25 protein-coding genes are annotated in these 25,221 nt (G+C 36.9%); 16 read left to right on the top strand and 9 right to left on the bottom strand.

The features are described from left to right. Positions 1 to 49 precede the first annotated feature (49 nt). Together ABDV71_RS00480 and ABDV71_RS00475 are read right to left on the bottom strand one after the other, a co-directional pair. On the bottom strand, positions 50 to 295 hold the full coding sequence (locus ABDV71_RS00480; RefSeq protein WP_113648204.1) for a NifU family protein: 246 nt from the start codon (positions 293 to 295) through the stop codon (positions 50 to 52). A 35-nt stretch (positions 296 to 330) separates the two neighbouring features. Beyond that, positions 331 to 1,410, bottom strand: a complete 1,080-nt coding sequence (locus ABDV71_RS00475) for an Mrp/NBP35 family ATP-binding protein (RefSeq protein WP_343530425.1) — start codon at positions 1,408 to 1,410, stop codon at positions 331 to 333. Positions 1,411 to 1,624: 214 nt separating this feature from the next. Here ABDV71_RS00475 and ABDV71_RS00470 point away from each other — a divergent pair, with 214 nt between their 5' ends. The 3 genes from ABDV71_RS00470 (at position 1,625) to ABDV71_RS00460 (ending at position 5,173) form a co-directional block, all read left to right on the top strand. Beyond that, positions 1,625 to 3,784 carry a transglycosylase domain-containing protein gene (locus ABDV71_RS00470; protein WP_343530424.1) on the top strand — a complete coding sequence of 720 codons (2,160 nt, stop codon included), beginning with the start codon at positions 1,625 to 1,627 and terminating at the stop codon, positions 3,782 to 3,784. Beyond that, positions 3,774 to 4,313, top strand: coding sequence for a hypoxanthine phosphoribosyltransferase (gene hpt, locus ABDV71_RS00465; protein WP_343530423.1), 540 nt, complete (start codon positions 3,774 to 3,776; stop codon positions 4,311 to 4,313). The genes ABDV71_RS00470 and hpt overlap by 11 nt, the downstream gene beginning before the upstream one ends. Before the next feature lie 200 nt (positions 4,314 to 4,513). Further along, positions 4,514 to 5,173 (top strand): phosphatidylserine decarboxylase family protein, encoded by a 660-nt coding sequence (locus ABDV71_RS00460; RefSeq protein WP_343530422.1) that lies wholly within the window; start codon positions 4,514 to 4,516, stop codon positions 5,171 to 5,173. A 261-nt stretch (positions 5,174 to 5,434) separates the two neighbouring features. Here ABDV71_RS00460 and ABDV71_RS00455 read toward each other — a convergent pair whose 3' ends face one another. From ABDV71_RS00455 to ABDV71_RS00425, 7 genes are all read right to left on the bottom strand, one after another. Beyond that, positions 5,435 to 6,574: a mechanosensitive ion channel family protein gene (locus ABDV71_RS00455; RefSeq protein ID WP_343530421.1), complete on the bottom strand. Its 1,140-nt coding sequence runs from the start codon at positions 6,572 to 6,574 to the stop codon at positions 5,435 to 5,437. A 3-nt stretch (positions 6,575 to 6,577) separates the two neighbouring features. Continuing rightward, positions 6,578 to 7,804 carry a Glu/Leu/Phe/Val dehydrogenase dimerization domain-containing protein gene (locus tag ABDV71_RS00450; RefSeq protein ID WP_343530420.1) on the bottom strand — a complete coding sequence of 409 codons (1,227 nt, stop codon included), beginning with the start codon at positions 7,802 to 7,804 and terminating at the stop codon, positions 6,578 to 6,580. A 155-nt stretch (positions 7,805 to 7,959) separates the two neighbouring features. After that, a complete protein-coding gene (rplS, locus tag ABDV71_RS00445; protein ID WP_343530419.1) occupies positions 7,960 to 8,307 on the bottom strand; it encodes a 50S ribosomal protein L19 in 348 nt (115 codons plus the stop codon). A gap of 150 nt (positions 8,308 to 8,457) precedes the next feature. Beyond that, positions 8,458 to 9,132 carry a tRNA (guanosine(37)-N1)-methyltransferase TrmD gene (gene trmD / locus ABDV71_RS00440; protein ID WP_343531552.1) on the bottom strand — a complete coding sequence of 225 codons (675 nt, stop codon included), beginning with the start codon at positions 9,130 to 9,132 and terminating at the stop codon, positions 8,458 to 8,460. A gap of 95 nt (positions 9,133 to 9,227) precedes the next feature. Continuing rightward, positions 9,228 to 9,866 (bottom strand): hypothetical protein, encoded by a 639-nt coding sequence (locus ABDV71_RS00435; RefSeq protein ID WP_343530418.1) that lies wholly within the window; start codon positions 9,864 to 9,866, stop codon positions 9,228 to 9,230. 39 nt (positions 9,867 to 9,905) lie between these two features. Next, the gene (gene rimM / locus ABDV71_RS00430; RefSeq protein WP_343530417.1) at positions 9,906 to 10,433 is read right to left on the bottom strand and encodes a ribosome maturation factor RimM; all 528 of its coding nucleotides are present in this window, start codon (positions 10,431 to 10,433) and stop codon (positions 9,906 to 9,908) included. 145 nt (positions 10,434 to 10,578) lie between these two features. Next, positions 10,579 to 11,148: a 30S ribosomal protein S16 gene (locus ABDV71_RS00425; RefSeq protein ID WP_343530416.1), complete on the bottom strand. Its 570-nt coding sequence runs from the start codon at positions 11,146 to 11,148 to the stop codon at positions 10,579 to 10,581. A 149-nt stretch (positions 11,149 to 11,297) separates the two neighbouring features. Between ABDV71_RS00425 and ABDV71_RS00420 the strand changes: the two genes are divergently transcribed. From ABDV71_RS00420 to ABDV71_RS00360, 13 genes are all read left to right on the top strand, one after another. Continuing rightward, complete coding sequence (locus tag ABDV71_RS00420) at positions 11,298 to 11,816, top strand: 5'(3')-deoxyribonucleotidase (RefSeq protein ID WP_343530415.1); 519 nt, start codon at positions 11,298 to 11,300, stop codon at positions 11,814 to 11,816. 186 nt (positions 11,817 to 12,002) lie between these two features. After that, the gene (gene gmd / locus ABDV71_RS00415) at positions 12,003 to 13,139 is read left to right on the top strand and encodes a GDP-mannose 4,6-dehydratase (protein ID WP_343530414.1); all 1,137 of its coding nucleotides are present in this window, start codon (positions 12,003 to 12,005) and stop codon (positions 13,137 to 13,139) included. 25 nt (positions 13,140 to 13,164) lie between these two features. Beyond that, entirely contained in the window at positions 13,165 to 15,624 is a 2,460-nt protein-coding gene (locus tag ABDV71_RS00410; protein WP_343530413.1) for an SLBB domain-containing protein, read from the top strand. Positions 15,625 to 15,649: 25 nt separating this feature from the next. Beyond that, on the top strand, positions 15,650 to 16,747 hold the full coding sequence (locus ABDV71_RS00405) for a Wzz/FepE/Etk N-terminal domain-containing protein (protein ID WP_343530412.1): 1,098 nt from the start codon (positions 15,650 to 15,652) through the stop codon (positions 16,745 to 16,747). Continuing rightward, on the top strand, positions 16,740 to 18,017 hold the full coding sequence (locus tag ABDV71_RS00400; protein ID WP_343530411.1) for a nucleotide sugar dehydrogenase: 1,278 nt from the start codon (positions 16,740 to 16,742) through the stop codon (positions 18,015 to 18,017). Before ABDV71_RS00405 ends, ABDV71_RS00400 begins: the two co-directional genes overlap by 8 nt. Next, positions 18,017 to 19,144, top strand: a complete 1,128-nt coding sequence (locus ABDV71_RS00395; protein WP_343530410.1) for a DegT/DnrJ/EryC1/StrS family aminotransferase — start codon at positions 18,017 to 18,019, stop codon at positions 19,142 to 19,144. Before ABDV71_RS00400 ends, ABDV71_RS00395 begins: the two co-directional genes overlap by 1 nt. Next, positions 19,145 to 19,723: an acyltransferase gene (locus tag ABDV71_RS00390; protein WP_343530409.1), complete on the top strand. Its 579-nt coding sequence runs from the start codon at positions 19,145 to 19,147 to the stop codon at positions 19,721 to 19,723. It abuts the gene before it with no gap. A gap of 2 nt (positions 19,724 to 19,725) precedes the next feature. Then, complete coding sequence (locus ABDV71_RS00385) at positions 19,726 to 20,766, top strand: Gfo/Idh/MocA family oxidoreductase (RefSeq protein ID WP_343530408.1); 1,041 nt, start codon at positions 19,726 to 19,728, stop codon at positions 20,764 to 20,766. Between the two features lie 22 nt (positions 20,767 to 20,788). Next, a complete protein-coding gene (locus tag ABDV71_RS00380) occupies positions 20,789 to 22,057 on the top strand; it encodes an oligosaccharide flippase family protein (protein WP_343530407.1) in 1,269 nt (422 codons plus the stop codon). Further along, the gene (locus tag ABDV71_RS00375) at positions 22,054 to 22,689 is read left to right on the top strand and encodes an acyltransferase (protein WP_343530406.1); all 636 of its coding nucleotides are present in this window, start codon (positions 22,054 to 22,056) and stop codon (positions 22,687 to 22,689) included. Before ABDV71_RS00380 ends, ABDV71_RS00375 begins: the two co-directional genes overlap by 4 nt. 41 nt (positions 22,690 to 22,730) lie before the next feature. Then, a complete protein-coding gene (gene wecB, locus ABDV71_RS00370) occupies positions 22,731 to 23,801 on the top strand; it encodes a UDP-N-acetylglucosamine 2-epimerase (non-hydrolyzing) (protein WP_343530405.1) in 1,071 nt (356 codons plus the stop codon). A gap of 27 nt (positions 23,802 to 23,828) precedes the next feature. Continuing rightward, positions 23,829 to 24,452, top strand: a complete 624-nt coding sequence (gene hisH, locus ABDV71_RS00365) for an imidazole glycerol phosphate synthase subunit HisH (protein ID WP_343530404.1) — start codon at positions 23,829 to 23,831, stop codon at positions 24,450 to 24,452. Further along, positions 24,453 to 25,220, top strand: coding sequence for an AglZ/HisF2 family acetamidino modification protein (locus ABDV71_RS00360; RefSeq protein WP_343530403.1), 768 nt, complete (start codon positions 24,453 to 24,455; stop codon positions 25,218 to 25,220). Position 25,221: the final 1 nt, after the last annotated feature.

The raw sequence follows: 25,221 nt of genomic DNA, 5'->3' as shown, positions 1-25,221 counted from the left end.
AAATGTAGGCGCTAAAGGGTTTCTATTTGGTTAAAATGTGTTAAAAGTGTTACGCTTGCTCTGCTAAATCAACGGCTACTACACCTTTAATTTCAGGGACATCTTTCATAATGGCTTGCTCAATGCCTGCTTTCATGGTCATGAAGCTCATTTTGCATGAACCGCAACTGCCCAATAATTTTACTTTTACGATGTTTTCAGGAGTAATTTCTTCAATAGCCACATTTCCCCCATCAGCTATCAAATAAGGTCTGATAGTTTCCAAAGCTTGCTCTACTCGTGCTGTTAAATCCATGTTTTAATTTTTTAAAATATAAAATTAGTAAAAATTTAGCAATTAGCCACTTGTTGTACATTGTTGATAGAAATTTGCTGGGCAATTTTACCTGCAATTTCTTTAAAGGCTAAGGCTTGTGGATGATTGGTTTCTAAAGCAATTGGCTTGCCTTTGTCACCTGCTTCGGTAATGCCCTGCACCAGTGGGATCTCTCCTAAAAATGGTACGTCAAAATGTTTTGCTAGTTCTTTACCACCATCTTTCCCAAAAATATAATATCTATTCTCAGGTAGTTCTTCTGGGGTAAAATAAGCCATATTCTCAATTACTCCCAATACCGGAATGTTAATGCCTGGCATTCCGAACATGGCCAAGCCTTTTCTGGTATCGGCAAGTGCCACTTGTTGGGGTGTGGTTACAATAACGGCCCCTGCAATTGGAAAGCTTTGGCTAATGGTAATATGAATATCGCCCGTGCCCGGAGGTAGATCGACCAAAAGATAATCTAATTCGCCCCAGTCGGCATCGTTAAAGAGTTGCTTGATGGCATTAGAAGCCATTGGGCCACGCCATGGCACTGGTTGATCTGGATCAGAAAAGAAGCCTAACGAGAGCAATTTGATGCCATATTTCTCAATGGGAAGAATTAAAGTTTTGCCATCGGCTGTTTCTTTGGCACTAGGTTTAGCACCTACTAAATCAAACATGATAGGTACCGAAGGGCCATAAATATCTGCATCGATCAAGCCTACCTTTGCGCCATCGGCAGCCAAGGTAACGGCCAAGTTGCTGGATACCGTAGATTTACCAACACCTCCTTTCCCTGATGAAATTAGCACGATGTTTTTAATCGCTTTCAGCTGACTGGTGTCTACTGGCTTGGTTACCCTCGAAGTAATGTTGATGTCGATTTCTGCCTCCGCAGCTACAAAATGCTTAATGGCATTAATACAGGCATTCTTCAGCATGTCTTTCAACGGGCAAGCTGGAGTGGTTAGCTCAAGAGTGAAAGCAACTTTTTTATCATCGATTTTAACATCCTTGATCATCTTTAAGGTCACCAGATCTTTTTTCAAGTCTGGGTCCTCCACATGGCTAAGTGCCGCTAAAACTTTTTCCTCGGTAATTATCATCCTTCAAAATTACTAAAACATTAGCTATAAATAATTTTGTATCTAGCTTTTTGTTGTAATTTTAACACGAAATGAGACGTGACAGACATTACTCCGCAAGGGGTGAAGTTTTGTGACGAAAATCCTGTGTCAGATGAGAAAACAATCGATATTTGCACATGAAAATAAACATTTGTGTTAAGCGTTTGTTAAAGCAGTAATTTCGAGGAGGTTTATGCAATTGCCCCAAATTAAGATACCGAAAAAATACCTGAAAATTGGCGCCTGGGTACTAGGCATATTTGCGTTGTTGTTAGTGGCTGGTGGAGCTGTGGCATATAGCAAAAGAGAATCGCTGTTAAATAAAATGGTGACAAAGGCCATTGCTAAAGCCGAAAAAGATTATGGCCTTTCGGTGAAGATTGGAGAATATGGCTTTAGTGGACTAAGCAAAGTGCACATGAGCAATATTTCGGTAGTGCCCAAAGACCGAGATACCCTAACCAATATTAAAGATATCACGATTGGCGTAAAGATTTTCCCCTTGTTGTTTGGAGATGTTAAACTCTCGGAGGTTAACCTTAATGATGGCAAACTGAATGTAGTGATGCGTGATACGCTGACCAATATCGATTTCATCTTGAAAAGGAAGAAAAAGGATAGTCCTGTCACCAAAAGTAAGGTCGATTTGAGCGAACTGGCCAGTAATCTCTTGAACCAGGTTTTCTACAAAATACCCGATGATATGGAAATTAAGAATTTTATGATGCAGTTGAATGACAACGATACTGCTTCTGTAAAATTTTTGACTACTACAGCAACCATTGACGGAGGCGAATTAAAATCGACCATTAAAGTGAATGATACAGCTGCTGTTTGGCACATCAACGGAAATCTTGATCCTAGCGACAAGCAGTTGGATATTATGCTTTTTGCAGATGGAAAGAAAGTGGAATTGCCATATCTGGAAAATAAACTGCACACTAAAATCAATTTTGATACGGTTAAGACACAGATGAAGGATGCGAGTTTTAGTGGTGGCGATTACAAAATTTCAGGCTCATGGGCCATTAAAAATTTGCTAATTAATCAGCCTCGTATTTCTGCAGAAGATATTGTTGTCCCTGATGCTCGTATAGAAGCAGATATGCTGATTGGGGAAAATTTTGTTTGCTTGGATAGTACTTCAACCGTTTATTTGAGAGATGCTTATGTGCATCCTTACCTAAAATATACCCTGTCTCCTAACAAGATTTACGAAATGAAGCTGACGGCTCAGGAACAGGATGCCCAAGCCATTTTTGATTCATTCCCTTTGGGATTGTTCGAATCTCTAGACGGGATAAAAGTACAGGGAAAGCTAAAATATAATTTAGATTTTTATTTAGATACAGCGATTCCCGATAGCGTAAGATTTAGCTCTACTCTAACTCCAAGCAATTTTAAAGTACTCCATTTTGGTAAAACTGATTTACAAAAAATCAATTCAGACTTTGTTTACACGCCCTATGAGTATGGCAAACCCATGCGTAACATTACTATTGGTCCATCAAATCCTAATTTTACGAGGCTCGAGGATATTTCTCCCAACTTTAAAAATGCATTGCTAACCGCCGAAGACCCGTCTTTTTATCGTCATAAAGGATTTGTAGAAGAATCAATCCGTAAATCTATTGCGGTAAACTTTAAGGAAAAGAAGTTTAAACGAGGGGGCAGTACTATTTCCATGCAATTGGTGAAAAATGTGTTCTTGAGCAGAAAGAAAACATTGGTGCGCAAAGCTGAGGAAATTTTAATTGTGTGGCTAATCGAGAACAATCATTTGGTGAGTAAATCTCGAATGTTGGAGGTTTATTTCAACATCATCGAGATGGGCAATAACGTATACGGAATAGGCGAAGCATCAAGGCATTATTTTGCCAAAAGCCCATCCGAATTAACTTTGGGTGAGGGTATTTTCTTGGCCAATATCGTACCTAAGCCTAAAGTAGCTTTGTATAAATTTATGAGCAACGGTTCGCTTAAAGGCTATTTGCTTCCTTATTTCAGGTATATAGGTAATATCATGGCAAGAAGAGGTTTAGCCCCTGCGGATACTACGGGCTACGGCTTTTATGATGTACGGTTACGTGAAGGTTTAAGGCAATACCTTGCGCCTGACTCTACCACATTAGACACCAATGCAGTGGCGATTGGCGAGGACGATATGATGACCCCTGAAGGCATGCAAGATAAGTCTAAGAGTTTGTTCGATCGCCTGTTCGGTGGTTCATCCAAAAAGGATACCGTAAAAGTTAAGCCAGCTGCCGATACTGTAAAAACACGTAAGCAATTGAGACAGGAGCGCCGCGAGGAACGTAAACGAAAAAGAGAACAAGAAAAAAATGGAAACTAGGGTAAGTGTTCACCAAAAGGAGTTTGAGCTCTTGTTAGAAGAAGATACCATTGCTAAGCGCATTCGCCTAATGGCCATACAGCTCAATGTAGATTATGAAGATAAAAATCCTATTTTCATAGGGGTGCTTAATGGCAGTTTTCTTTTTATTGCCGATTTGATGAAAGAAATCGACCTGCCTTGTGAAACAGAATTTATCAAAATTGCTTCTTATCACGGAACGGGAAGTACCGGAACCGTTAAAGATGCTTTGGGAATGCCAATCAATTTAAAGGGAAGGCACTTGGTTATTGTAGAGGATATTATTGATAGCGGTCTTACCATGAAGTACATTCTTTCTAAAATTGATGAACAGGAACCGGCATCTGTGGCTGTTTGTACCTTGCTTTTTAAACCAGATGCCCTGAAAGAGCCTTTGCAAGAACTGAATTATGTTGGTTTTGAAATACCCAATGAATTTGTAGTGGGCTACGGCTTAGATTACGACGGTTTGGGCAGAAATTTAAACCATATTTACAGAGCAGTTTAATTTTAATAGATGCTCAAAGCATAAACCTCGTAGGTTTCAAAAACCTACGAGGTTTTTTTGGGGTCTACAACAAAAAGCATTTTCCTTGTAACGGAGTTAGCTTATAAGATACTGTGCGCTAGTCTAAAAGAAAACATCCAATTGGGCAAAAAATTGATAAATTTTTACGAGTTTTGCAGGATAACAAAAAGCTAAGTTAAATGACCATACATAAAGAAGGATATACCTCCATAGCCCTTACGGTGCTTTTTATTTTTATCATTAACGCCGTTGTTGAATATCGTTTTGCCGACGTTTTTATTTTAAGATGGTTTGTCTATATCTTTTCGTTTGCTTTGTTCATTACGGTACTTCAGTTTTTCAGGAACCCAAAACGTACTTTTACTAATGGCGAAAATTTAATTATTTGCCCAGCTGATGGTAAAGTTGTAGTAATTGAAGAGACTGAAGAAGGTGAATACTTTAAGGATAAACGTTTGCAGGTTTCTATTTTCATGTCGCCAGTAAATGTGCACATTAACCGTAATCCAATTTCGGGGGTGGTAAAATTTTTTAAATACCATCCAGGAAAATACCTAGCTGCTTGGAATCCAAAATCGAGTACCGAGAACGAGCGTACCACAGTGGTGGTGGAACATAAAAATGGTTCTCCGGTATTGTATCGTCAAATTGCGGGAGCTTTGGCCCGTCGTATCGTTTGGTATGTAAAAGAGGGAGACCAAGTAGTGCAAAATGAGCAGTTTGGTTTTATCAAATTTGGTTCAAGGGTCGACATCTTTTTGCCTTTAGGCACAAAAGTAAATTTAGAGCTTAACCAAGTAGTTAAAGGTGGTATTACCGTGCTAGGCGAGTTGAGCTAATTCTAGATAAAAGTTAAAATTCAAAATATTGGAAGCCTCGTGAGTTTATACTTACGAGGCTTTTTGTTTAACTTGTGGGGATAAGGAAGGTCTGGTCGTTATTTCTAGGCATTTCGTTATTCCGAGGAACGAGGAATCTCTCCCCTTAATGGCCGCGCCAAAGAACTTTCGTTGTACTCTGAACGATAATGCAGCAAAAAGCCCGACTAACATTAATCGGGCTTCTATAATTGCTTTTCAAATTATCTTAAGGCTTTAAATCTATTTTTCTTCTTTGGGCGTGCTTTCTCCTACCGTGCGCTGGGTTGGATAAGCAAAGTCGGAACCATTTTTTCCAACAATTTCAATGATACTAAAATTTACTTGTTCCTTGATTTTGATAAGGTCGAACTCTTTTTTCATGGGTACAAGATAAATGATTTGGACGTTTAATGAAGAGTCGCCAAAAGAATCAAGAGCAACGGTGCTATCTGTAATCCCTGGATGCTCCTTTAGGTATTTTTCAATTTCCGAAATGACATTTTTAACGTTTTCAGAGCTCGTTTCGTAGGTAAGCCCAATATCAAATTTTACTCTACGGGCATTTCTCATTGTGAGATTTTCCAGCACGCCATCTATCATGGAACGGTTGGGGATTACGTAAGTAGTTTTGTCGGTACTGCGCAATACGGTACTTCTAAAACCCACTCGCTCAATAGTGCCCTCAATTCCATCAACCCTTACCACGTCGCCTACGGTAAAAGGTTTATCCATAAAAATAAGGAAAGAACCCAATAGGTTTTCCAGACTTTCTTTAGCCGCCATCGCAATCGCGATACCTCCAATACCTAAACCTGTAATTAAACTTACCGCATTTACCTCGAATACATACCCAAGTAGCACGAAAAACCCAATAAAGGCCACGATAAATTTCAGTAGCTCCTTAATGAAAGGCACTAACTGATCATCGGCCTTGTTTTTTGTTTTAGCTGCCCGTACCAAAAGCACATGTGCAATAAAATCAATAATCCTTAAAACAATCCAAAAAACAGATAGAATGATAAGAAAAAGAAAAATTTTATCAATGAACTCGCCAATGGTAAAAGCTTGGTTAACCTTTACCTTATCTATGGTTTTTTTATAATTGAAAAAAGTGACATCAAGTGGGTGTTTCAATTGGTTAATGGCAATGTATAGGGTAGATACACTGATGAAAAACTCAATTGGTTTTAACAGTAAAGCAATAAAAGTTTCGGAGTTTACTTGGTCTGCAAATTTTTTGAACAGTTTAAAAATTAACTGACTAAGGATACGTGATACAATCCTTTTAAAAAGTAGCCCTATAAGAATAATAGCAGCAACAATGATGTATTGCTTAATTGTATTACCCCAAAAAACTTGTTCTAAAAAATTAACTTCCATAGTTTATACCAATTGTTTTAATGCAATCTCAAACGCAGTACTCGATAAATTTGTTTTTTTATTGGAGGTTTGATGTATCGTAACAAGCGCATTCCTGATAATGTTCGAGGCATCGGTAAAGATGGCATCATCGCTCATTTCAACGTTGCGTTGCATCAAGTAAGCAAATACCCTAGCCATGCCGCAGTTGGCAATAAAATCGGGGATGATAGCCAAATGGTTGTCTGCATGTTCCATGATGTTGCCGAAGAAAATTTCCTTATCAGCAAAAGGAACATTAGCGCCACAGGCAATTACCTCCATACCAGCGGTGATCATTTGGTCTACTTCATTTTGTTTTACTAGTCTTGAGGCTGCGGCTGGAACAAAAATTTCAGCGCCCATGCTCCAAATTTTTTCGTTTGCTTCTTCAAAAGAAATCAGCTGATCTGAAACCAAGGTATTGTTCATTCGGTTGTTAAACAGATCGGTTACTTCTTGTTCGCTAAAGCCTTCTGGGTTAATTAATCCACCTACGCGATCAATAATACCAACTATTTTAACGCCTTGTTGCGATAGGTAGTACCCTGCAGCGGCAGCCACATTGCCCCACCCTTGGATAATGGCTCTCTTGCCCTTGATATTGCCTCCCCAAATTTCATAAAAATGACGGATAGACTCTGATACCCCATAGCCGGTAATCATATCCGCTACTTTATATTTTCTTTTAATATCTGGAGTGTAGGTTAAATCTTCCAGTACTTTAGAAACACCATAACGTAATTGTCCAATTTGATGGATGCGTTCGTTCTCTCGGGCTTGGTAATGACCATTAATTACGCCCTCTTGTGGATGCCATAGGCCATATCCTTCAGTAATAGGGATTACTTCGTGTATCTCATCAATGTTTAAGTCGCCTCCAGTACCATAATAGCTTTTAAGTAAAGGCATCACTGCTTTGTACCAGCGTTCCAAAACTTCTTTTTTACGAGGATCAGCAGGGTCGAAGTTAATTCCCGATTTTGCACCACCAATAGGAGGGCCAGAAACCGTAAATTTCACCTCCATTGTTTTTGCAAGTGATTCCACTTCATGTTTATCGAGCCCTTTACGCATTCTTGTGCCACCGCCCGCGGCACCGCCGCGTAATGAATTAATCACTACCCAACCCTCAGCTTCCGATTCTTTGTCTTTCCATTCAAAAACAATCTCAGGCTGTTTCTCTTCATACTTTTTTAAAAGATCTTTCATGTGTTCATGTGTTGAGATAATGGCTAGGTTTTCATCAGTCCATAGACTTAAATACGCTAGGCTATTATCAGATTTTATTTGGTTGCGCAAAGATATAAACAAAAAAACCTTCACGAATATTCCGTGAAGGTTTTAATACTTTTATAATAAATCTATTATTTTCTTAAAGATTTGATACGAGCTGCTTTACCAGTTAAGCTACGTAGATAGAACAACTTAGCTCTACGCACTTTACCATAGCTGTTCACTTCTACTTTCTCGATATTTGGAGAATTAAAAGGGAAAATACGCTCTACACCAACACCGTTGCTGATTTTACGAACAGTGAAAGTTTCATTAGCGCCATTGCTGTTGCGCTGAATAACAACGCCTTGGTAAATTTGAACACGTTCTTTGTTACCTTCGCGAATTTTATAATGAACACTTACGGTATCTCCTGATTTGAAAGTAGGAAATTCTTTTTTAGTGTTTGCCTGTTCTTCTACAAATTTTACTAAATCCATGATTTTAAGCTATTAAGCCGATATTTATGTTGTTTAAAATCGGACTGCAATATTAGGAATTATTTTTTTAAAAAAAAAGTGAATTTTAAAAATATTTGACGATTTGTAAATTAGTTAATTCGCTAAGTATCAAATTACCCAATTATTGCCTCATTTCAGTAAGTCTGGCCTGCGTTGTTGTGTTCGCTTTAAGGCCTCTTCGTGTCGCCACTCGGCAATTTTAGCCTCATGACCACTCAATAGTACGTCTGGTACTTTGTGTCCTCGCCATTCCGCTGGCCTGGTATAAATTGGCGAGTCAAGTAATTCACCTTGAAAGCTATCTGATAAGGCAGAAGTTTCATCATTAAGCACGCCCGGTATTAAACGTGTAACTGCATCTACCAATACCGCTGCCGGGAGTTCTCCGCCAGATAGCACATAGTCGCCAATGGAAATTTCGCGAGTAACATAAATATCGCGGATGCGCTGATCTATTCCTTTATAGTGGCCACATAAAATAATGATATTATGTTTAATGGAAAGTTCATTGGCAATGGTTTGATTTAGTGTTTCCCCATCAGGGCTCATGAAAATAATCTCATCGTATGACCTTTCGCTCTGTAATTTTTCAATGCAGTTGGCAAAAGGTTTAATACTCATGACCATACCACTGCCGCCACCATAAGGGTAATCGTCAACACTTTTTTGTTTGTTTGTGGCGTAATCCCTTAAGTTGTGCACCGCAATTTCGGCAATTCCCTTTTTTTGCGCCCTCTGTAAAATAGAATGGGCGAATGGGCTGGTTAACAAATCGGGGATCACAGAAATGATATCAAAACGCATGGCACAAATATAAGGCTTTGTTTGTGCTTTGCTATTATTCAAATCATAAGCTAATGCAGCTTTTACACTTGGGGGTGGTTGAATAATAACCTAAATCAGGTTGTCCACTGATCGTGTATAACCGCTACGAGGTAATAATTGCTTTGATATTGTTTGAAGACCAAACGAAGGCTGGTCCAGTCCATACCTTCGTGTTTTTTGTCGAAACCACTAAAGTAATATTCGATGAAGGGATGTTTTGGGAAAATTTCGTTAAGATTATTCAAAGAGTTGCCTTTGCCAATGATTTGATCATAGCCAGTTTTTTCGGCATGCAGATAATCGGCGTTATAGACGAATTTTTCTAGGTATTGCTGAGCGGTTAGTTTGATTTCGTCGCCAGTTCCGTCATAATTTCCCCAAATCGTTGAGCCTTTTTCTTCAACCAATTTTAAAAATGAAGCTTTCGATAGTTTTTTTACTGTTTTGGTGTCTATGAAGCCGTAGGGAGAAAATACAACACCTTCAGTTGGATGAAAATATGAAGCGAAAGCAGTATAATCTTTTGTTTTCAGTGCGATGAGAATTTCGGTCGCGATGGTGGTCAGAGTCCCTTCATCGGCTACGCTGTCCACAGCATTTACCGTTTTACTAGTATCCGTGGAAAGAGATGAATCTGCAGATTTATCTGTCCTGTTACAGCTAACAATAATCCATGCAAATGACGCAAGCCATAAGAAACCAAATTTCTTCATAGATATAAAACTTAAGAAAGGTGGGTTTTGTTTTGTAAGTTATGGGTTTAGATAAATATCCAATAGCCCTTCCGGTAAATCCAAGGTCAGAATGTTGTCCTCGTCATCTATTTCCACAATAAAATCTTCGTTTAAGGGGAAAAGAATTTCTTTATTCTGATAGTTTACAGTAGCTACAAATTGTTGAGGATATTCGTTCACTTCTATGATTTCGCCAAGTTCGCCTAATGTCTCGTCTACAGCAATAAAACCTTTCAAATCGGTGTAGTAGAACTCATCTTCCTCGCGTTCTGGTTTTTTACTCAAGGGCAAATAGACTTTCTTCTTTACCAGAGGCTGAGCTTTGTCCACATGATCAATGTCATCAAAATAAAAAAGGCCGGTGCTGTTTTCATAGAGTTTATGACTGGCAACAAAAAAGGGTACCATTTTCCCGTTCAGCTCCAAAAAAATGACATCCAAGTCCAAATCTTGGTAATCTTCAAATTCAAAATAAAGCTGAAGCTCGCCTTTTAAGCCTTTGGTTTTGGTAATGTATCCGATATAAAATGATTCTTCTTTTGTCATGTGTCTTGCATCGTGTCATTCTGAACGCTAGTGAAGAATCTGCAGGTGAAACAGATTTCCCATATTTCCGGAGTTCAGTTGGTTGGGTGGATATAAAAATAGCGTTCCGATTTTGCCGGAACGCTATTTTTTGAAGTAAAGTTAATTATTCAGCTTTATCTTCTGCTTGAGTTTCTTCAGCAGGAGCTTCTGTTGCTGCCTCAGCTTCTACAGCTGGAGCCTCTTCAGTAGCCTCTTCTACAACTTCTTCCGCTACAGGAGCGTTTTTAGCTGCAATGGCTGCCGCTCTTTCTTCATTTTTCTTAGCTTCAGCTGCTAAGGCTGCTTTACGAGCTTCAGCTTTACCACTAGCTAAACCTTCAGTTTTGCCAGCAATTTTACCTGCTTTAGCATCTAACCAAGTCGCAAATTTAGCATCTGCTTGTTCTTGAGTTAAAGCACCTTTTTTAATACCGCCTTCCAAGTGTTTTTTGTAAAGAACACCTTTGTAAGAAAGGATAGCACGAGCTGTATCAGTAGGTTCAGCACCATTAAGTACCCATTTTACAGCTTTGTCGAAGTTAAGTTCGATGGTTGCAGGATTGGTGTTTGGGTTGTAAGAACCTAAACGCTCAATGAATTTTCCATCTCTAGGAGCACGCGAATCCGCTACTACCACGTGGTAAAAAGGTTTTCCTTTTTTACCGAATCTTTGCAATCTGATTTTAGTTGCCATTCTTTTTTATGATTTATGTATTCAACATAGTTCCCGGAACTTCATGTTGCGGGGCTGCAAAGGTAAATAAAATGTTAATAACTAGCAAACTATGGTGAGATTAGAATTTATTTATCGATATCAGCCTTGCTTTGTGGATATTTGAATATATGAGAATAGCAATAGATATGGACGAAGTCCTGGCAGATCCGATACACAAGTTTATCCAGCTTTATAACAGAGACCATCAAGTACCCTTGGATTTGCTGATAAAGCCTGGGACAGAAATTTTCCAAAATGTTCCTGATGAAATTAACAATAAATGGTTCGACTATATTAATGAGAAAGGGTTTTTTCGTGATCTGCCCGTTATTGAGGGAGCTGTTGACGCCGTGAAACAACTACAACAGAAATATGATGTTTATATCGTGTCTGCGGCTATGGAATTTAGAAATTCATTGGAAGATAAGCTAGATTGGCTTGGAGAGTACTTCCCTTTTATAGATTGGAAGCATATTATATTTTGTGGGGAGAAAATAGTCAATGTAGATATTATGATTGACGATAGGATTAAAAACTTTTCTGGCTTTAACGGCCGTTCACTACTTTTCACTTCGCCGCACAATCTTCTGATTTCTGAGTACGAACGAGTTGATGATTGGCAGCAGGTTTTAGATAAATTAATGTGAAATATAGGTAACAAAAAGTTAAATCGCTGATTAGATAACTGATGGAGCGATTGTGAACTAAGGTGATTTTTGCATGATATAAGTTCAATAAAAATACTATTTTTGAGGCGTTGACATCTACAACTTTTTTATTACAAATAAACTGTTTGTATATGTTTCACGCTATTTTTTTACTTAAATATTAAAATGAAAGTTGCGCTTATTACGGGGGTGACCGGCCAGGATGGTGCTTATTTGGCAGAGTTTTTATTGAAAAAGGGCTATTTTGTACATGGTATCAAGAGGCGCTCCTCTTTATTTAATACTGATAGAATCGACCATCTTTATCAAGATCAACATGAAAATAATGTGAGATTCAAGCTGCATTATGGAGATCTAACGGATTCGACTAATCTTATCAGGATTATTCAAGAGACTCAACCTGACGAGATTTATAATTTAGCAGCGATGAGCCATGTAAGAGTGAGCTTCGAAATGCCTGAGTATACTGCTAATGCAGATGGCATTGGAACTTTGAGGTTGTTAGAAGCAATTCGGATACTTGGATTAACTAAAAAGACTAAAATATATCAGGCCTCTACTTCGGAGCTCTACGGTTTAGTACAAGCGGTGCCACAAAGTGAAAACACTCCTTTCTACCCTCGGTCGCCTTATGCTGTGGCAAAAATTTATGGTTATTGGATTACAGTTAACTATAGGGAGGCTTATGGTATGTTTGCTTGCAACGGCATTCTTTTTAACCATGAAAGTCCTTTGAGAGGAGAAACTTTTGTAACTCGTAAAATTACCAGAGCCGCTTCAAAAATAGCTTTAGGTTTGCAAAATTGCTTGTACCTTGGAAATCTGTCTGCGCAACGTGATTGGGGGCATGCTAAGGATTATATCGAAGCCATGTGGTTGATCTTACAACAAGAAAAGCCCGAAGATTATGTTATTGCAACTGGTGTGACCACTACCGTTCGTGATTTTGTACGCATGGCCTTTGCTGAACTTGGGATTACTGTAGAGTTCTCGGGAAAAGATGAACAAGAAAAAGGCGTGATTATTGATGTTGATACTGAAAAGGCAACGCAGTTAGGTTTAAATTTAGAAACTTTAAAACTAGGTACTACGGTAGTAAAAGTAGATCCCAAATATTTCAGGCCAACTGAAGTGGATTTGCTACTTGGAGACCCTACCAAAGCAAAAACTAAATTAGGATGGCAACCTAAATATGATTTACAAGCGTTAGTGGAAGATATGATGCAGTCTGACTTAAATTTAATGAAGAAAGATGAGTATCTGAAACAAGGTGATTATAGAACACTGAATTACTTCGAGTAATTAGTAAAAACAGAATATACTATTCATGAAAAGAATTTTTCTATCATTTTTTTTAATTTTAATTGTCCAGTTATGCTTTGCGCAATCAGCTTCAAACATAAAGGTTGATGAACTTTCTGACGCCCAGATTTTACAGATTGTCAAGCAGGCAGAAGCGATGGGCTATACAACAGATTCTCAACTTGAACAAGCTGCTACTGTTAAGGGCATTAGAAAGGAAGAGATGCTTAAGTTTAAAGCTAGGGTAGAGAAATTAAAAAAGCAAGGAGCTGGAACACAAACTATCGATAAGCCTACTACTGGTACCGGTAGAGAGTATAGTGAGACTACGGACGGAGGAGCCATCGACAATCTCAAGAAAGAAGATGATAATGAAATCCAATCGAAAATATTCGGTTCAGATTTATTCAAGAATGGGAATATTACCTTTGAGCCGAACTTAAGAATAGCAACTCCAAAGAGTTATGTTATTGGTCCGGATGACAGATTGATTATCGACTTAACAGGTGATAACGAGCGGAGCTATAACCTGCAGGTGAGTCCAGAAGGGGTAATCAACTTAGAATATGTTGGCCGAATAGCTGTTGGAGGCTTAAGTATTGATCAAGCTGCTTCAAAAATAAAGGCTACAATGGCAAAAACCTATCCCGCTTTAAGAACGGGTAGAACTTCTGTGGCTATTAATCTTGGCAATATCAGAAGTATCCAGGTGACCGTTACTGGTCAGGTTGTTAAGGCAGGGACTTACACCTTGCCATCGTTAGCAAATGTTTACCGTGCTTTATATGTATCAGGCGGACCTTCTCAAAATGGTTCTTTTAGAAATATCCAAGTTGTTAGAAATAATAAGATCATAGCCACGATAGATGTTTATGATTTCCTTTTAAGAGGAATTCAGCAAGGCAATATTCGATTGCAAGATCAGGATGTGATTAATATTCCTGCCTATGATAAAAGGGTAGAAATTTCTGGAGAGATAAAAGAGGCTGCCATTTTTGAAGTGAAAGCTAATGAAACTTTACAAGACGTTATAAATTTTGCGAAAGGTTTTACTGCAGATGCTTACACAGCCAAAATAAAATCTTTCCAAAATACCAATAGAGAAAGAAGAATTAGTGATATTTTGGAATCGCAATATGGGAATTACCATCCTAAAAATGGCGATAAGTTTGTAGTAGAAGCTATTTTGGAGCGTTTCGAAAATAGAGTAGAAATTATAGGAGCTGTATTTAGACCTGGAGTTTATTCTTTAGACAATGGATTAACACTTGCTGGTTTAATTAAAAAGGCTGATGGCATCACTGAAGATGCTTTTTTAAATAGAGGCTATATTAATCGCTTAAACCCAGACAAAACACAGCACTTTGTTTCCTTTGATGTGGCTAAAATTCTTTCCGGAGAAGAAAAAGATATTCCTCTAGCTAGAGAAGATAAGGTTACAATTAGTTCAATATTTGATTTAAGAGAAGAATATACTGTAACGGTACAAGGTGAAGTCCGGGCACCAGGAACTTTCCAATATGCAGAAAACCTAAAGCTGGAGGATATCGTCCAAATGGCTGGGGGATTAAAAGAAGGTGCTACTCCAAATCGAATTGAAGTTTCAAGAAGAATAAAAAATACAGATCCTAATTCTACTTCTTCAAAAACAGCAGATTTATTTGTTGTAAATATTGATGAGAATTTACGAATCTTTGGAGATAAATTTGAAATTAAGCCCTTTGATATTATATCCGTTAGAAACTCAGAAGGTTATTCGGTTCAAAAACAGATTAAAATTGAAGGAGAAGTACTTTATCCGGGAATGTATACCATCACAAGTAAAGATTATCGCATATCAGACTTGATTAAAAGAGCGGGTGGATTAACTCCTTTTGCTTATGCAGAAGGTGCTTCTTTAAAAAGACCAGGAGCAGAAAAAATAAATCCAGCTGATAAAAATGCTATCAACAATAGAGACGAAGAAAAGAGAAAATTTGCAAATTTGGAAAGACTTCAGGAAAAAGATACAAAAAACTCTGATTCTACTAAGAAGGTTAAAGAAGAATTAGTTCAATCTGATTTGGTAGGCATTAATCTGGAGAAAATTTTGAAAAAGCCTTTGTCAAGGCAAGATCTCATTTTGGAGGAGGGAGACATTATACGTGTACCAAAGCAACTTCAAACGGTTAAAGTAACAGGAGAAGTTTTAAATCCCAATAGTATAGTCTACATACCCGGAAAGAGCTTTAAACAATATATTAATGGCGCAGGAGGATTCACAAACTCAGCTTTAAGGAGCAGAGCGTACATTAAATATGCAAATGGTTCTGCTGAAGCAGCAAAGAAATTCTTATTCTTTAATAATTATCCTAAAGTTAAGCCAGGAGCAGAAATTTTGGTACCTGTAAAAGCAGAGAGAGAGAAAATGAGTGCACAGGCCTGGGTAGGTATAGGAACTGGAGTTGCATCTTTAGCAGCAATTATTGTGAGTTTGTTTAGATAATTCATTACATAATTTACATATAAGAATGTCATATAATAATGGAGTAGTCGCAAAAGACAAAGAGATTACTTTAAAAGAGCTTATCCTTAAAATTAAAGAATGGAGGCAATACCTTTGGGGTAAAAAATGGATTGTAATTGCTGTTGGTGTTGTTGGAAGCTTATTGGGCTTGGGATACTCATTTATTAAAAAGCCAATTTACACAGCAACCACTACCTTTGTTTTGGAAAGTGGTGAAAAAAGTGCTGGTTTAGGGGCTTATGCTGGTGTGGCATCAATGATGGGTATTGATTTAGGAGGCGCAGGCGGAGGGATTTTTCAAGGTGATAATATCTTGGATTTGTACATGTCGCGTAAAATGATTGAAAAAACATTATTTAGCCCCGTAGATAGTGTTTCGAAACAATCTCTGATTGAAAAATATATAGCCGTAAATAAAATAAGGGAAAGTTGGAAAAACCCGCAACTAAAAGACATACATTTTACCATTTCCGATTATAAAAAGAAATGGAATAACCCAACCCAGCAACGCTTATGCGATAGTGTAATTGGCAAAGTAGTACAAGATATTAGCAAAAGTTACCTAACTGTAGCAAAACCCGATAAAAAACTGAGTAAAATACAGGTTGATGTAAAATCTGGGGATGAAGTTTTCTCCAAACGATTTAACGAAGAATTGGTGAAAAACGTAAACGATTTTTATGTACAAACCAAAACCAAAAAATCGTTGGATAATGTAGCTATTTTGCAGCATAAAACAGACTCGGTACGTGCCGTAATGAATGGCGCTATTTACAGCGCAGTAGCAGTGGTTGACGCCACACCCAACTTAAATCCTACTAGGCAAGTACAAAGGGTAGCCCCAGCACAACGAGCACAGTTTTCTGCTGAGACCAACAAGGCTATTTTGGGTTCGCTAGTACAAAATTTAGAGATGAGCAAGATGGCTTTGTTGAAAGAAACACCGTTGATACAGGTTATTGATGAGCCAGTTTATCCATTGGGAAAAGAGAAATTTGGTAAAGTAAAAGCAATCCTAATAGGGGGCTTGCTTTTTGGCTTTTTATCAATAATTATCCTATTTATAAGAAAAATTTATAATCAAATATTGTTAGGTGAATAATCAAAAAAAAATTGCCATCATCGGTTTAGGCTATGTAGGGCTTCCTCTTGCAATCGAGTTTGCAAAAAAATATGAAGTAACGGGTTTTGATATTAATAAAGAAAGAGTAGAAGAACTACAAAATGGAGAAGACCGAACCAAAGAAGCGGATTTAGTTACATTGAAAAGTGTTGTTACCAATGAAGGTGTGGGTTTATCGTTTTCTTCTGTTGTTGATGATCTTAAAAAAAGTAACATTTACATAGTTACAGTTCCAACACCTATTGATCAATTTAAAGCCCCTGACTTAGCTCCACTTTTAAAAGCATCACAAATGTTGGGGGAAGTAATAAAAAAAGGAGACATCATTATTTACGAATCTACTGTTTATCCTGGCTGTACAGAAGAAGACTGTGTACCAGTGTTAGAAAAATATTCGGAATTGAAGTATAATGAAGATTTCTTTTGCGGTTATTCACCCGAACGTATTAATCCTGGTGATAAGGTAAATACACTTACCAAGATAAAAAAGGTTACTTCTGGCTCAACACCAGAGATTGCCGATATAGTTGATCAGCTTTATTCAAGTATTATTGTTGCAGGCACTCACAAAGCTCCTAGTTTAAAAGTAGCAGAAGCTTCAAAAGCAATTGAAAATGCGCAAAGAGATGTAAATATCTCTTTTGTAAATGAACTTGCTTTAATATTCGACAGAATTGGGATTGATACTACAGATGTAATAGAAGCGGCAGGAACTAAATGGAACTTCCTAAAATATAAACCTGGATTAGTAGGCGGTCATTGTATTGGAGTAGATCCCTATTATCTTGCTCATAAAGCAGAATCATTAGGTTATCATCCACAAGTGATCTTATCGGGGCGACGTGTTAATGACAATATGGGTATGTTTGTTGCCAATAAGGTAATTAAGCTTATGATCCATAAAGGGCACAAAATACAAGGTGCAAATGCCTTAATACTTGGTGTTACTTTTAAAGAAGACTGTCCTGATATTCGTAATTCGCGGGTAATAGATATTTATTCTGAATTGAAACAGTTTGGATTAAATGTAGATGTATATGATCCCCACGCCGATGCTCACGAAGTAAAAGAAGAATATGACATAACGCTTGTAAATAACATTGATAAGCAATATGATTCTATTGTTTTGGCGGTGAGTCATAAAGAATTTTTAGCTTTGGATTTTAAAAGACTAAAAAACGGGAATAACACGGTAATTTTTGATACAAAATCATGTTTAGACCGTGATTTAATTGACGCCAGATTATAATGGAAAAAATACAAATGGTTGACTTAAAAAGTCAATATTCAAGAATAAAATCCGAAATAGACGAAGCCCTGTTAGCAGCAGTTGAGCAAACAGCTTATATAAATGGCCCCCAAGTAAAACAGTTTGCCGAAGCACTAAAAGAGTTTAATAATGTAAAAGCGGCTATTACCTGTGCCAACGGTACTGATGCATTGCAAATTGCAATGATGGCCTTAGATTTCAAGCCCGGCGATGAGGTAATTGTTCCAGCTTTTACCTATATAGCAACTGTTGAGGTAATTGCACTATTAGGTCTTATCCCCAAATTTATAGATGTAAAAGAGGATACTTTTGAGCTAGACCATACACAACTAGAGGCATTAATTACCGATAAAACAGTAGGTATTATTCCTGTACATTTATTTGGTCAATGTTCTAATATGGAAGCTATACTTGCTATTGCTAAAAAACATAATATAGCTGTAATAGAAGATACCGCTCAGGCCATGGGTGCAAAATATTTTTTTAAAGATGGTAACGAAGCATTTGCAGGTACAATTGGCAATGTGGGCACAACTTCTTTTTTCCCTTCGAAAAATTTGGGATGCTTTGGTGATGGTGGCGCACTACTAACACAAAATGAAGCCCTTGGAGAGAGAATAAACATGATTGCTAATCATGGGCAAAGGGAAAAATATTACCACGAAACTATAGGTGTAAATTCTCGACTAGATACGTTACAAGCAGCAATTTTAAGTGTGAAATTAAAATATCTGAATGATTACAGTGAGGCCAGACAACAAGTAGCCCAAAGGTATGACGAACGTTTAAGAGAGATAAATGGATTGACGATTCCTGTAAGAGCTAGTTATTCTACCCATGTATTTAATCAATATACTTGTCGTATAGCAAATAATAAACGGGATGAATTGCAAGCCGATTTAAAAACGAAGGGAATACCTACAATGGTATATTATCCGGTGCCTGTACATTTGCAAGAGGCTTATCTTGTTTACGGGTATAAAAAGGGAGATTTTCCAATAGCCGAACGGTTATGCGAAGAAGTAATCTCATTTCCTATCCATACAGAGATGAAAGAAGAGGTTCAAAATTATATTATCGAAAACATCATTAACTTTTTTGATTAAATGATAAATAAATATTTTGTTCATGAAACAGCAGTTATTGATGAAGGTGCCCATATAGGACAAGGAGTTAAGATATGGCACTTTTCTCATATCATGACGAATTGTGAAATCGGCGACAATTGTAATATAGGACAAAACGTAGTTATATCTCCAGGCGTTGTTTTAGGCAAGAATGTAAAAATTCAGAACAATGTATCCATTTACGAGGGGGTAACTTGCGATGATGATGTGTTTCTTGGCCCATCAATGGTATTTACCAATGTAATTAATCCAAGAAGCGCGGTAAACAGAAGGGGACAATATTCAAAAACTCATGTTGGTAAAGGAGCGTCTATTGGGGCTAATGCTACTATAGTTTGTGGTCATGATATTGGAGACTATGCTTTTATTGGAGCAGGAGCAGTGGTAACCAAAACCATAGCACCCTATGCATTGGTTGTAGGCAACCCTGCAAAGCATATTGGTTGGGTAAGTGAATACGGACACCGATTAAACTTCGATGCCAATGGGTTTGCACTTTGTGAAGAAAGTAAGCAAGAATACAAACTTGAAAATGATATTGTAACAAGGGTTAAATAGAAATGGGAACCGACAAAAAAATAAAATTTGCTGTAATTGGCTGTGGACATATAGGTAAAAGACACGCCAGCATGATACAGGGCAACGAAAGCTGTGAGTTGGTAGCTTTATGTGATATAAAACCAAAAATTGAACTTGGAATTGAAGCGTATTCAGAAGCGACTTTATTTTCTTCAGTCGAAGAGCTTTTTAAATCTAATCTACAATTTGATGTTGTATCAATTGCAACACCAAATGGTTACCACGAAGAGCATGCTTTGAAAGCATTAGACAGAAACTGCCACGTGGTAATAGAAAAGCCAATGGCCTTAACTAAGGCAGGTTGTGAAAAAGTAATTTTTAAAGCTTTACATAAACATAAACAGGTATTTTGTGTAATGCAGAACAGATATTCGCCACCTTCTGAATGGTTGAAAAATATTTTAGAACAAGGCCTTTTAGGAGAAATTTTTATGGTTCAAATCAATTGCTATTGGAACCGTGATGACCGATACTATAAACCAGACCCTAAAACAGGAAAACCAAGTACTTGGCATGGCACAAAGACATTAGATGGCGGAACTTTGTTTACCCAATTTTCGCATTTTATAGACTTGATGTATTGGTATTTCGGAGATATAAAGAATATAAACGCTAGACTTAAAGATTTTAATCATGAAAGAACAACAGATTTTGAAGATTCTGGGTTCGTAAGTTTTGATTTCGTTGACGGAGGTATAGGTTCATTAAATTATTCTACCGCTGTTTGGGATAAAAATCTAGAGAGTTCAATTACTGTAATTGCAGAAAATGGGTCGTTAAAGGTAGGTGGTCAATACATGAATGAGGTAGAGTATTGTCATATTAAAAATTACGAGATGCCAACTTTAAAGGCTAGTAATCCTCCAAACGATTACGGCCCTTATAAAGGTTCTGCAGCCAATCACCATTACATTTATGAAAATATTGTTGATGTAATTAATGGGCAAGGTAACATCACAACAAATGCTTTGGAAGGGCTTAAAGTGGTAGATATAATTGAAAGAATATATCAAAATGCATAATAGTCTTAATAGATGAGAGAAAATGGTTGAGTATGACAAGAATATTTTAAAGCTGTTTACTGGAACAGCAATGGCGCAAGCTATATCTTTTCTTGTTGTTCCTTTGGTTGCAAAGCAGTATGGGCCTGAACAATATGGAATTTATGCTGGATTTCTGGCTTCCATTACCATTCTTAGTACCCTGACCACTGGCAAATATGAGCTCGCTATTATGCTGCCAGATGATAAGAGAGAAGTAATAACGTTAATGCAATTATGCAATTGGATAAATCTTCTAGTATGTGGATTAATTAGCTTGATTATGATTTTTTCACCCCTTTCTTTTTTGAATTGGGCATTTGGAATTAAACAGGGGGATCGATTTATTTTTATGATCATCCCATTAACTACATTTCTTTTGGGATCTTTTCAAATATTAAATTATTGGTTTGTAAGGGAAAAAATGTTTACAGTAATCTCTTTAAATAAAATTTTAAGGAGTGTTTTATTTGGAGTTTTTGCTCTTTCTTTTGGCTTTTTTTGGCCACAAGCTTTATTATTAGCCGCTGGACTCACATTAAGCCATCTTTTTTCAAATATTTTTTTGAGACAGAAAATTAAAGGTTTTAGCTTGAGACCAACATTCTTATTGAATACCGAAGAAAGATTTAATTTTAAAGAAGCAAGTAAGAAGTATAGTAAGTTCCCGACTTATGTTTTACCAGCTGAACTAATGAATGTAGTATGTGCTCAACTACCAGTTTTTGTATTTCTGTGGGCTTTTAATCCTAAAGATTCTGGCTATTTCTCGTTTATTCTGACTTTATTAAATATTCCAATTTCTCTTCTTGCTGGTGCCATTCTTGATGTTTTTAAGGAAAAAGCCTCAAAGGATTATAGAGAAACTGGAAGCTGTAGAGAAGCCTATATGAGTACATTCAAAAAAATGTTAATTATTTCTGTATTTCCTTTTATTTTATTGTTTTTTTTTGGAAATGATGCTATAGTCTTATTGTTTGGAGATCAGTGGGCACCAGCTGGTAAATTTCTAAATATTTTGCTTTTAATGTTTTTTTTCAAATTTATCTCTAGTCCTCTGAGTTTTATTTTTTATATAGTTAATAGGCAAAGGGAAGATTTTATATGGCATATTTATATTTTGGCTACTACCTTTCTTGTTTTATATATAGGAGCAGTAATTTATAAAGATATATTAGTTACTATTAAACTTTATAGCATTAATTTTTCTATAATTTACCTTGTTTATCTAGTACGATCATTTCAGCTTTCAAAACAAAAATCTAATACATGAGTTTTATAAAAAAAACAGTAAAAGGAATTTATTGGGGTATTATAAAGTTCATCCCGTTTACGAGATGTATATATGAGACAAGGAATACCCAAACTCCTATTAGTTTCAGATATCTATTCTTTCAAAAAATCTTAGGGTTTAATAGAGGTGCATATTGGCAAGTGCATTTTACAAGTATTATTACCTATCCACGTAATGTAGTTGTAGGAATAGAAACATCACCTGGAATGATGCCAGGATGTTACATCCAAGGAATGGGCAAAGTATTTATTGGTGACTATACACAACTAGCTACAAATGTTGGTATTATAAGTAGTAATCACGACCTTTATGACACTTCTAAGCATGAAGAAAGTACAGTCCGAATTGGGAAGTATTGCTGGGTTGGGATGAATTCTGTTATTCTTCCAAAAGTGGAGTTGGGAGATTTTACCATAGTGGGTGCAGGCTCGGTAGTTACAAAATCTTTCCCTGATGGACATTGCGTAATTGCTGGTAACCCTGCAAAAATTATTAAATTATTAGATAAGGATAAATGTATAGGCTATGAAAGCCCCTATAAATATAACGGCTATATTCCGCACCATAAATTTGAAAAATTTAAGAGAGAGAAGTTGAATATTTCAGAGTAAAATGAGTGCTTTTCATTAATCAAAAATATGTACTATAACATATGAAAATTTGCACAATAATTGGGGCTCGCCCACAATTTATCAAAGCAGCAGTTGTTTCAAGGATTATCCAAGAAACAGATGGTGTTGAAGAAATTTTAATTCATACAGGACAGCATTTCGACGCGAATATGTCGGATGTGTTCTTCGAGGAGTTAAATATTCGTAAACCAGATCATCAGTTGAAAATTGGTGGAGGAACCCATGGACAGAATACAGGGCGCATGATTGAAGCTATTGAGAATGTGCTCATAGCTGAAAAACCTGATTGGGTATTGGTATACGGCGATACAGATTCTACTTTGGCAGGTGCTTTAGCAGCCGTTAAACTTCATATTCCAATTGCACATGTTGAATCAGGTCTAAGATCTTATAACAGACGTATGCCAGAAGAAATTAATCGTGTACTTACAGATCATGCCGCTAACTTGTTATTTGCGCCTACAAATACGGCCGTTGGTAACTTAAAAAATGAAGGGATAGATTCAGATAAAGTTCATCAAGTTGGCGATGTAATGTATGATGCTACACTATATTATCGTGAAAGTGCTAAACGCCCATCTTCAATTGAAGAGATAGATGATAAATTTATATTGTGCACCATCCATAGGGCAGAAAATACAGATGATTTAACAAGATTAACAAGAATCTTAGATGGCTTAAACGTAATTGCTGAGGAACATATTATAATTTTGCCCCTTCACCCAAGAACAGCAGGTGTGATAAAAAGAATGCCCTCACTTAAGTTAAAAGATAACATTAAAATCATAAATCCAGTAGGCTTTTTGGAGATGCATTGGTTATTACAACATTGTTCAGTAGTAATGACCGATAGTGGCGGAGTTCAGAAAGAAGCTTTCTTTCATCGTAAACCTTGTGTTACTCTTCGCGATGAAACGGAATGGGTAGAATTAGTGGACGCAGGTGTAAATATATTAGCCGCTCCAGGAAGTGCCGATATTGTTTTAGCATTAAAATCGATGATGGGGTTAGAAATTGATAAGAAGCTAAATTTATATGGTGATGGTCAGACTGGTAAGAGATTACTTGACATAATTATGGTTGAGAAATAATTGACTACTTTTGTTGATTAGTTTAAAATGAAAGAAACGACAATATACATACCAAACCTTTCTCTTGGTAATACCAAGTCGGTTGTGAATATGATTAATCGTCTAGGTGGTGAGGTAATTATAGCAAATACGCCAGAAGAACTATTAAATGCACAGAAAATTATTTTGCCTGGAGTTGGTTCTTTTGATGTTGGAATGCAAGAATTGAATGATGGTAAATGGATTGAAGTGTTGAATAGGTTAGTTCTTAATGATAAAATTCCAATATTAGGTATTTGTTTAGGGATGCAATTTTTCTTTGATAGTAGTGAAGAAGGTGTGTTGCCTGGTCTTGGTTGGATCCCCGGGAAATTGCGACGATTTGTCTCTAATGAGGAAAATCCAATAAAAGTTCCCCACATGGGATGGAATGCTGTAAAAGTACGTAAGTCAGGTGGCTTAATACCTCAACAAGAAGAGGAATTACGATATTATTTTGTTCACTCATACCATGCTGTTTGTGCTAATAATGATGATGTAATCGCAACTGCGTATCATGGATCAGATATTACTGCTGCTGTACAGCATGATAATATTTATGGCTTCCAATTTCACCCAGAAAAAAGTCATCGATTTGGTATGGATTTGTTAAAAACTTTTTTGTCTGTTTAGATGCTTAAACATAGAGTAATTCCCGCATTATTACTTAATCAACATGGAGGTCTTGTAAAAACTACAAAATTTTCCAATCCAAAATATATTGGAGATCCGCTTAATGCAATAAGGATTTTTAATACTAAGGAGGTAGATGAATTAATGGTTTTAGATATCGAGGCAAGTAAATTGCAACGTGAACCTAACTATGCATTAATTGAACAATTTGCTGGTGAGTGTTTTATGCCTCTGTGCTATGGTGGAGGAATTCGAACCATTGATCAGGCATATAAGATATTTAAACTAGGCGTTGAGAAAATTTGCCTGCAAACAGCCGTTCTTGATGATCTTGAGTTTGTGAAAGACTTGGTTGACCGCTTTGGAAGTTCTGCAATTGTAATATCTGTTGATGTTAAAAAAGATTGGTTACAAAGACCTAAACTTTATAAATCTTCTAGCAATCAGAATAGTGGTAAAAATTGGTTATCCTATATAAAGGAGGCTGTTGAGGTTGGAGCCGGAGAGATTTTGCTAAATGCAGTAGACCGAGATGGTACTTTACAAGGAGCAGATTTGACATTAATAGAACAAGCAAGCAAAGAAATATCGGCACCACTTATAGCAATAGGTGGAATAGGTAGCTTAAAAGATATAAAAGACGCAATAAATGCAGGGGCAAGTGCCGTAGCTGCAGGTGCTTTTTTTGTATTTTACGGCCCTCACCGGGCTGTGTTAATTACTTATCCAGAATATCAGGAATTAGAAAAATTATTTAAAACAATTTAAA

Origin of the sequence: Pedobacter sp. (assembly GCF_039594775.1) — a bacterium.
GTDB lineage: Bacteria > Bacteroidota > Bacteroidia > Sphingobacteriales > Sphingobacteriaceae > Pedobacter.
The sequence above is the reverse complement of the archived record's forward strand: the minus strand, read 5'-3'. Positions and strand labels throughout refer to the sequence as shown.

Excerpts from the sequence above, each read along its gene's own strand:
- ABDV71_RS00460 (WP_343530422.1), top strand. The coding sequence starts at position 4,514 with ATGACCATACATAAAGAAGGATATACCTCCATAGCCCTTACGGTGCTT.
- ABDV71_RS00425 (WP_343530416.1), bottom strand. The coding sequence starts at position 11,148 with ATGGCAACTAAAATCAGATTGCAAAGATTCGGTAAAAAAGGAAAACCT.
- rplS (WP_343530419.1), bottom strand. The coding sequence starts at position 8,307 with ATGGATTTAGTAAAATTTGTAGAAGAACAGGCAAACACTAAAAAAGAA.
- ABDV71_RS00380 (WP_343530407.1), top strand. The coding sequence starts at position 20,789 with ATGGTTGAGTATGACAAGAATATTTTAAAGCTGTTTACTGGAACAGCA.
- ABDV71_RS00375 (WP_343530406.1), top strand. The coding sequence starts at position 22,054 with ATGAGTTTTATAAAAAAAACAGTAAAAGGAATTTATTGGGGTATTATA.
- ABDV71_RS00385 (WP_343530408.1), top strand. The coding sequence starts at position 19,726 with ATGGGAACCGACAAAAAAATAAAATTTGCTGTAATTGGCTGTGGACAT.
- ABDV71_RS00360 (WP_343530403.1), top strand. The coding sequence starts at position 24,453 with ATGCTTAAACATAGAGTAATTCCCGCATTATTACTTAATCAACATGGA.
- gmd (WP_343530414.1), top strand. The coding sequence starts at position 12,003 with ATGAAAGTTGCGCTTATTACGGGGGTGACCGGCCAGGATGGTGCTTAT.
- ABDV71_RS00395 (WP_343530410.1), top strand. The coding sequence starts at position 18,017 with ATGGAAAAAATACAAATGGTTGACTTAAAAAGTCAATATTCAAGAATA.
- ABDV71_RS00480 (WP_113648204.1), bottom strand. The coding sequence starts at position 295 with ATGGATTTAACAGCACGAGTAGAGCAAGCTTTGGAAACTATCAGACCT.
- wecB (WP_343530405.1), top strand. The coding sequence starts at position 22,731 with ATGAAAATTTGCACAATAATTGGGGCTCGCCCACAATTTATCAAAGCA.
- trmD (WP_343531552.1), bottom strand. The coding sequence starts at position 9,132 with ATGCGTTTTGATATCATTTCTGTGATCCCCGATTTGTTAACCAGCCCA.
- ABDV71_RS00450 (WP_343530420.1), bottom strand. The coding sequence starts at position 7,804 with ATGAAAGATCTTTTAAAAAAGTATGAAGAGAAACAGCCTGAGATTGTT.
- ABDV71_RS00405 (WP_343530412.1), top strand. The coding sequence starts at position 15,650 with ATGTCATATAATAATGGAGTAGTCGCAAAAGACAAAGAGATTACTTTA.
- hpt (WP_343530423.1), top strand. The coding sequence starts at position 3,774 with ATGGAAACTAGGGTAAGTGTTCACCAAAAGGAGTTTGAGCTCTTGTTA.
- ABDV71_RS00435 (WP_343530418.1), bottom strand. The coding sequence starts at position 9,866 with ATGAAGAAATTTGGTTTCTTATGGCTTGCGTCATTTGCATGGATTATT.
- ABDV71_RS00420 (WP_343530415.1), top strand. The coding sequence starts at position 11,298 with ATGAGAATAGCAATAGATATGGACGAAGTCCTGGCAGATCCGATACAC.
- ABDV71_RS00475 (WP_343530425.1), bottom strand. The coding sequence starts at position 1,410 with ATGATAATTACCGAGGAAAAAGTTTTAGCGGCACTTAGCCATGTGGAG.
- ABDV71_RS00455 (WP_343530421.1), bottom strand. The coding sequence starts at position 6,574 with ATGGAAGTTAATTTTTTAGAACAAGTTTTTTGGGGTAATACAATTAAG.
- ABDV71_RS00470 (WP_343530424.1), top strand. The coding sequence starts at position 1,625 with ATGCAATTGCCCCAAATTAAGATACCGAAAAAATACCTGAAAATTGGC.
- ABDV71_RS00390 (WP_343530409.1), top strand. The coding sequence starts at position 19,145 with ATGATAAATAAATATTTTGTTCATGAAACAGCAGTTATTGATGAAGGT.
- ABDV71_RS00410 (WP_343530413.1), top strand. The coding sequence starts at position 13,165 with ATGAAAAGAATTTTTCTATCATTTTTTTTAATTTTAATTGTCCAGTTA.
- hisH (WP_343530404.1), top strand. The coding sequence starts at position 23,829 with ATGAAAGAAACGACAATATACATACCAAACCTTTCTCTTGGTAATACC.
- rimM (WP_343530417.1), bottom strand. The coding sequence starts at position 10,433 with ATGACAAAAGAAGAATCATTTTATATCGGATACATTACCAAAACCAAA.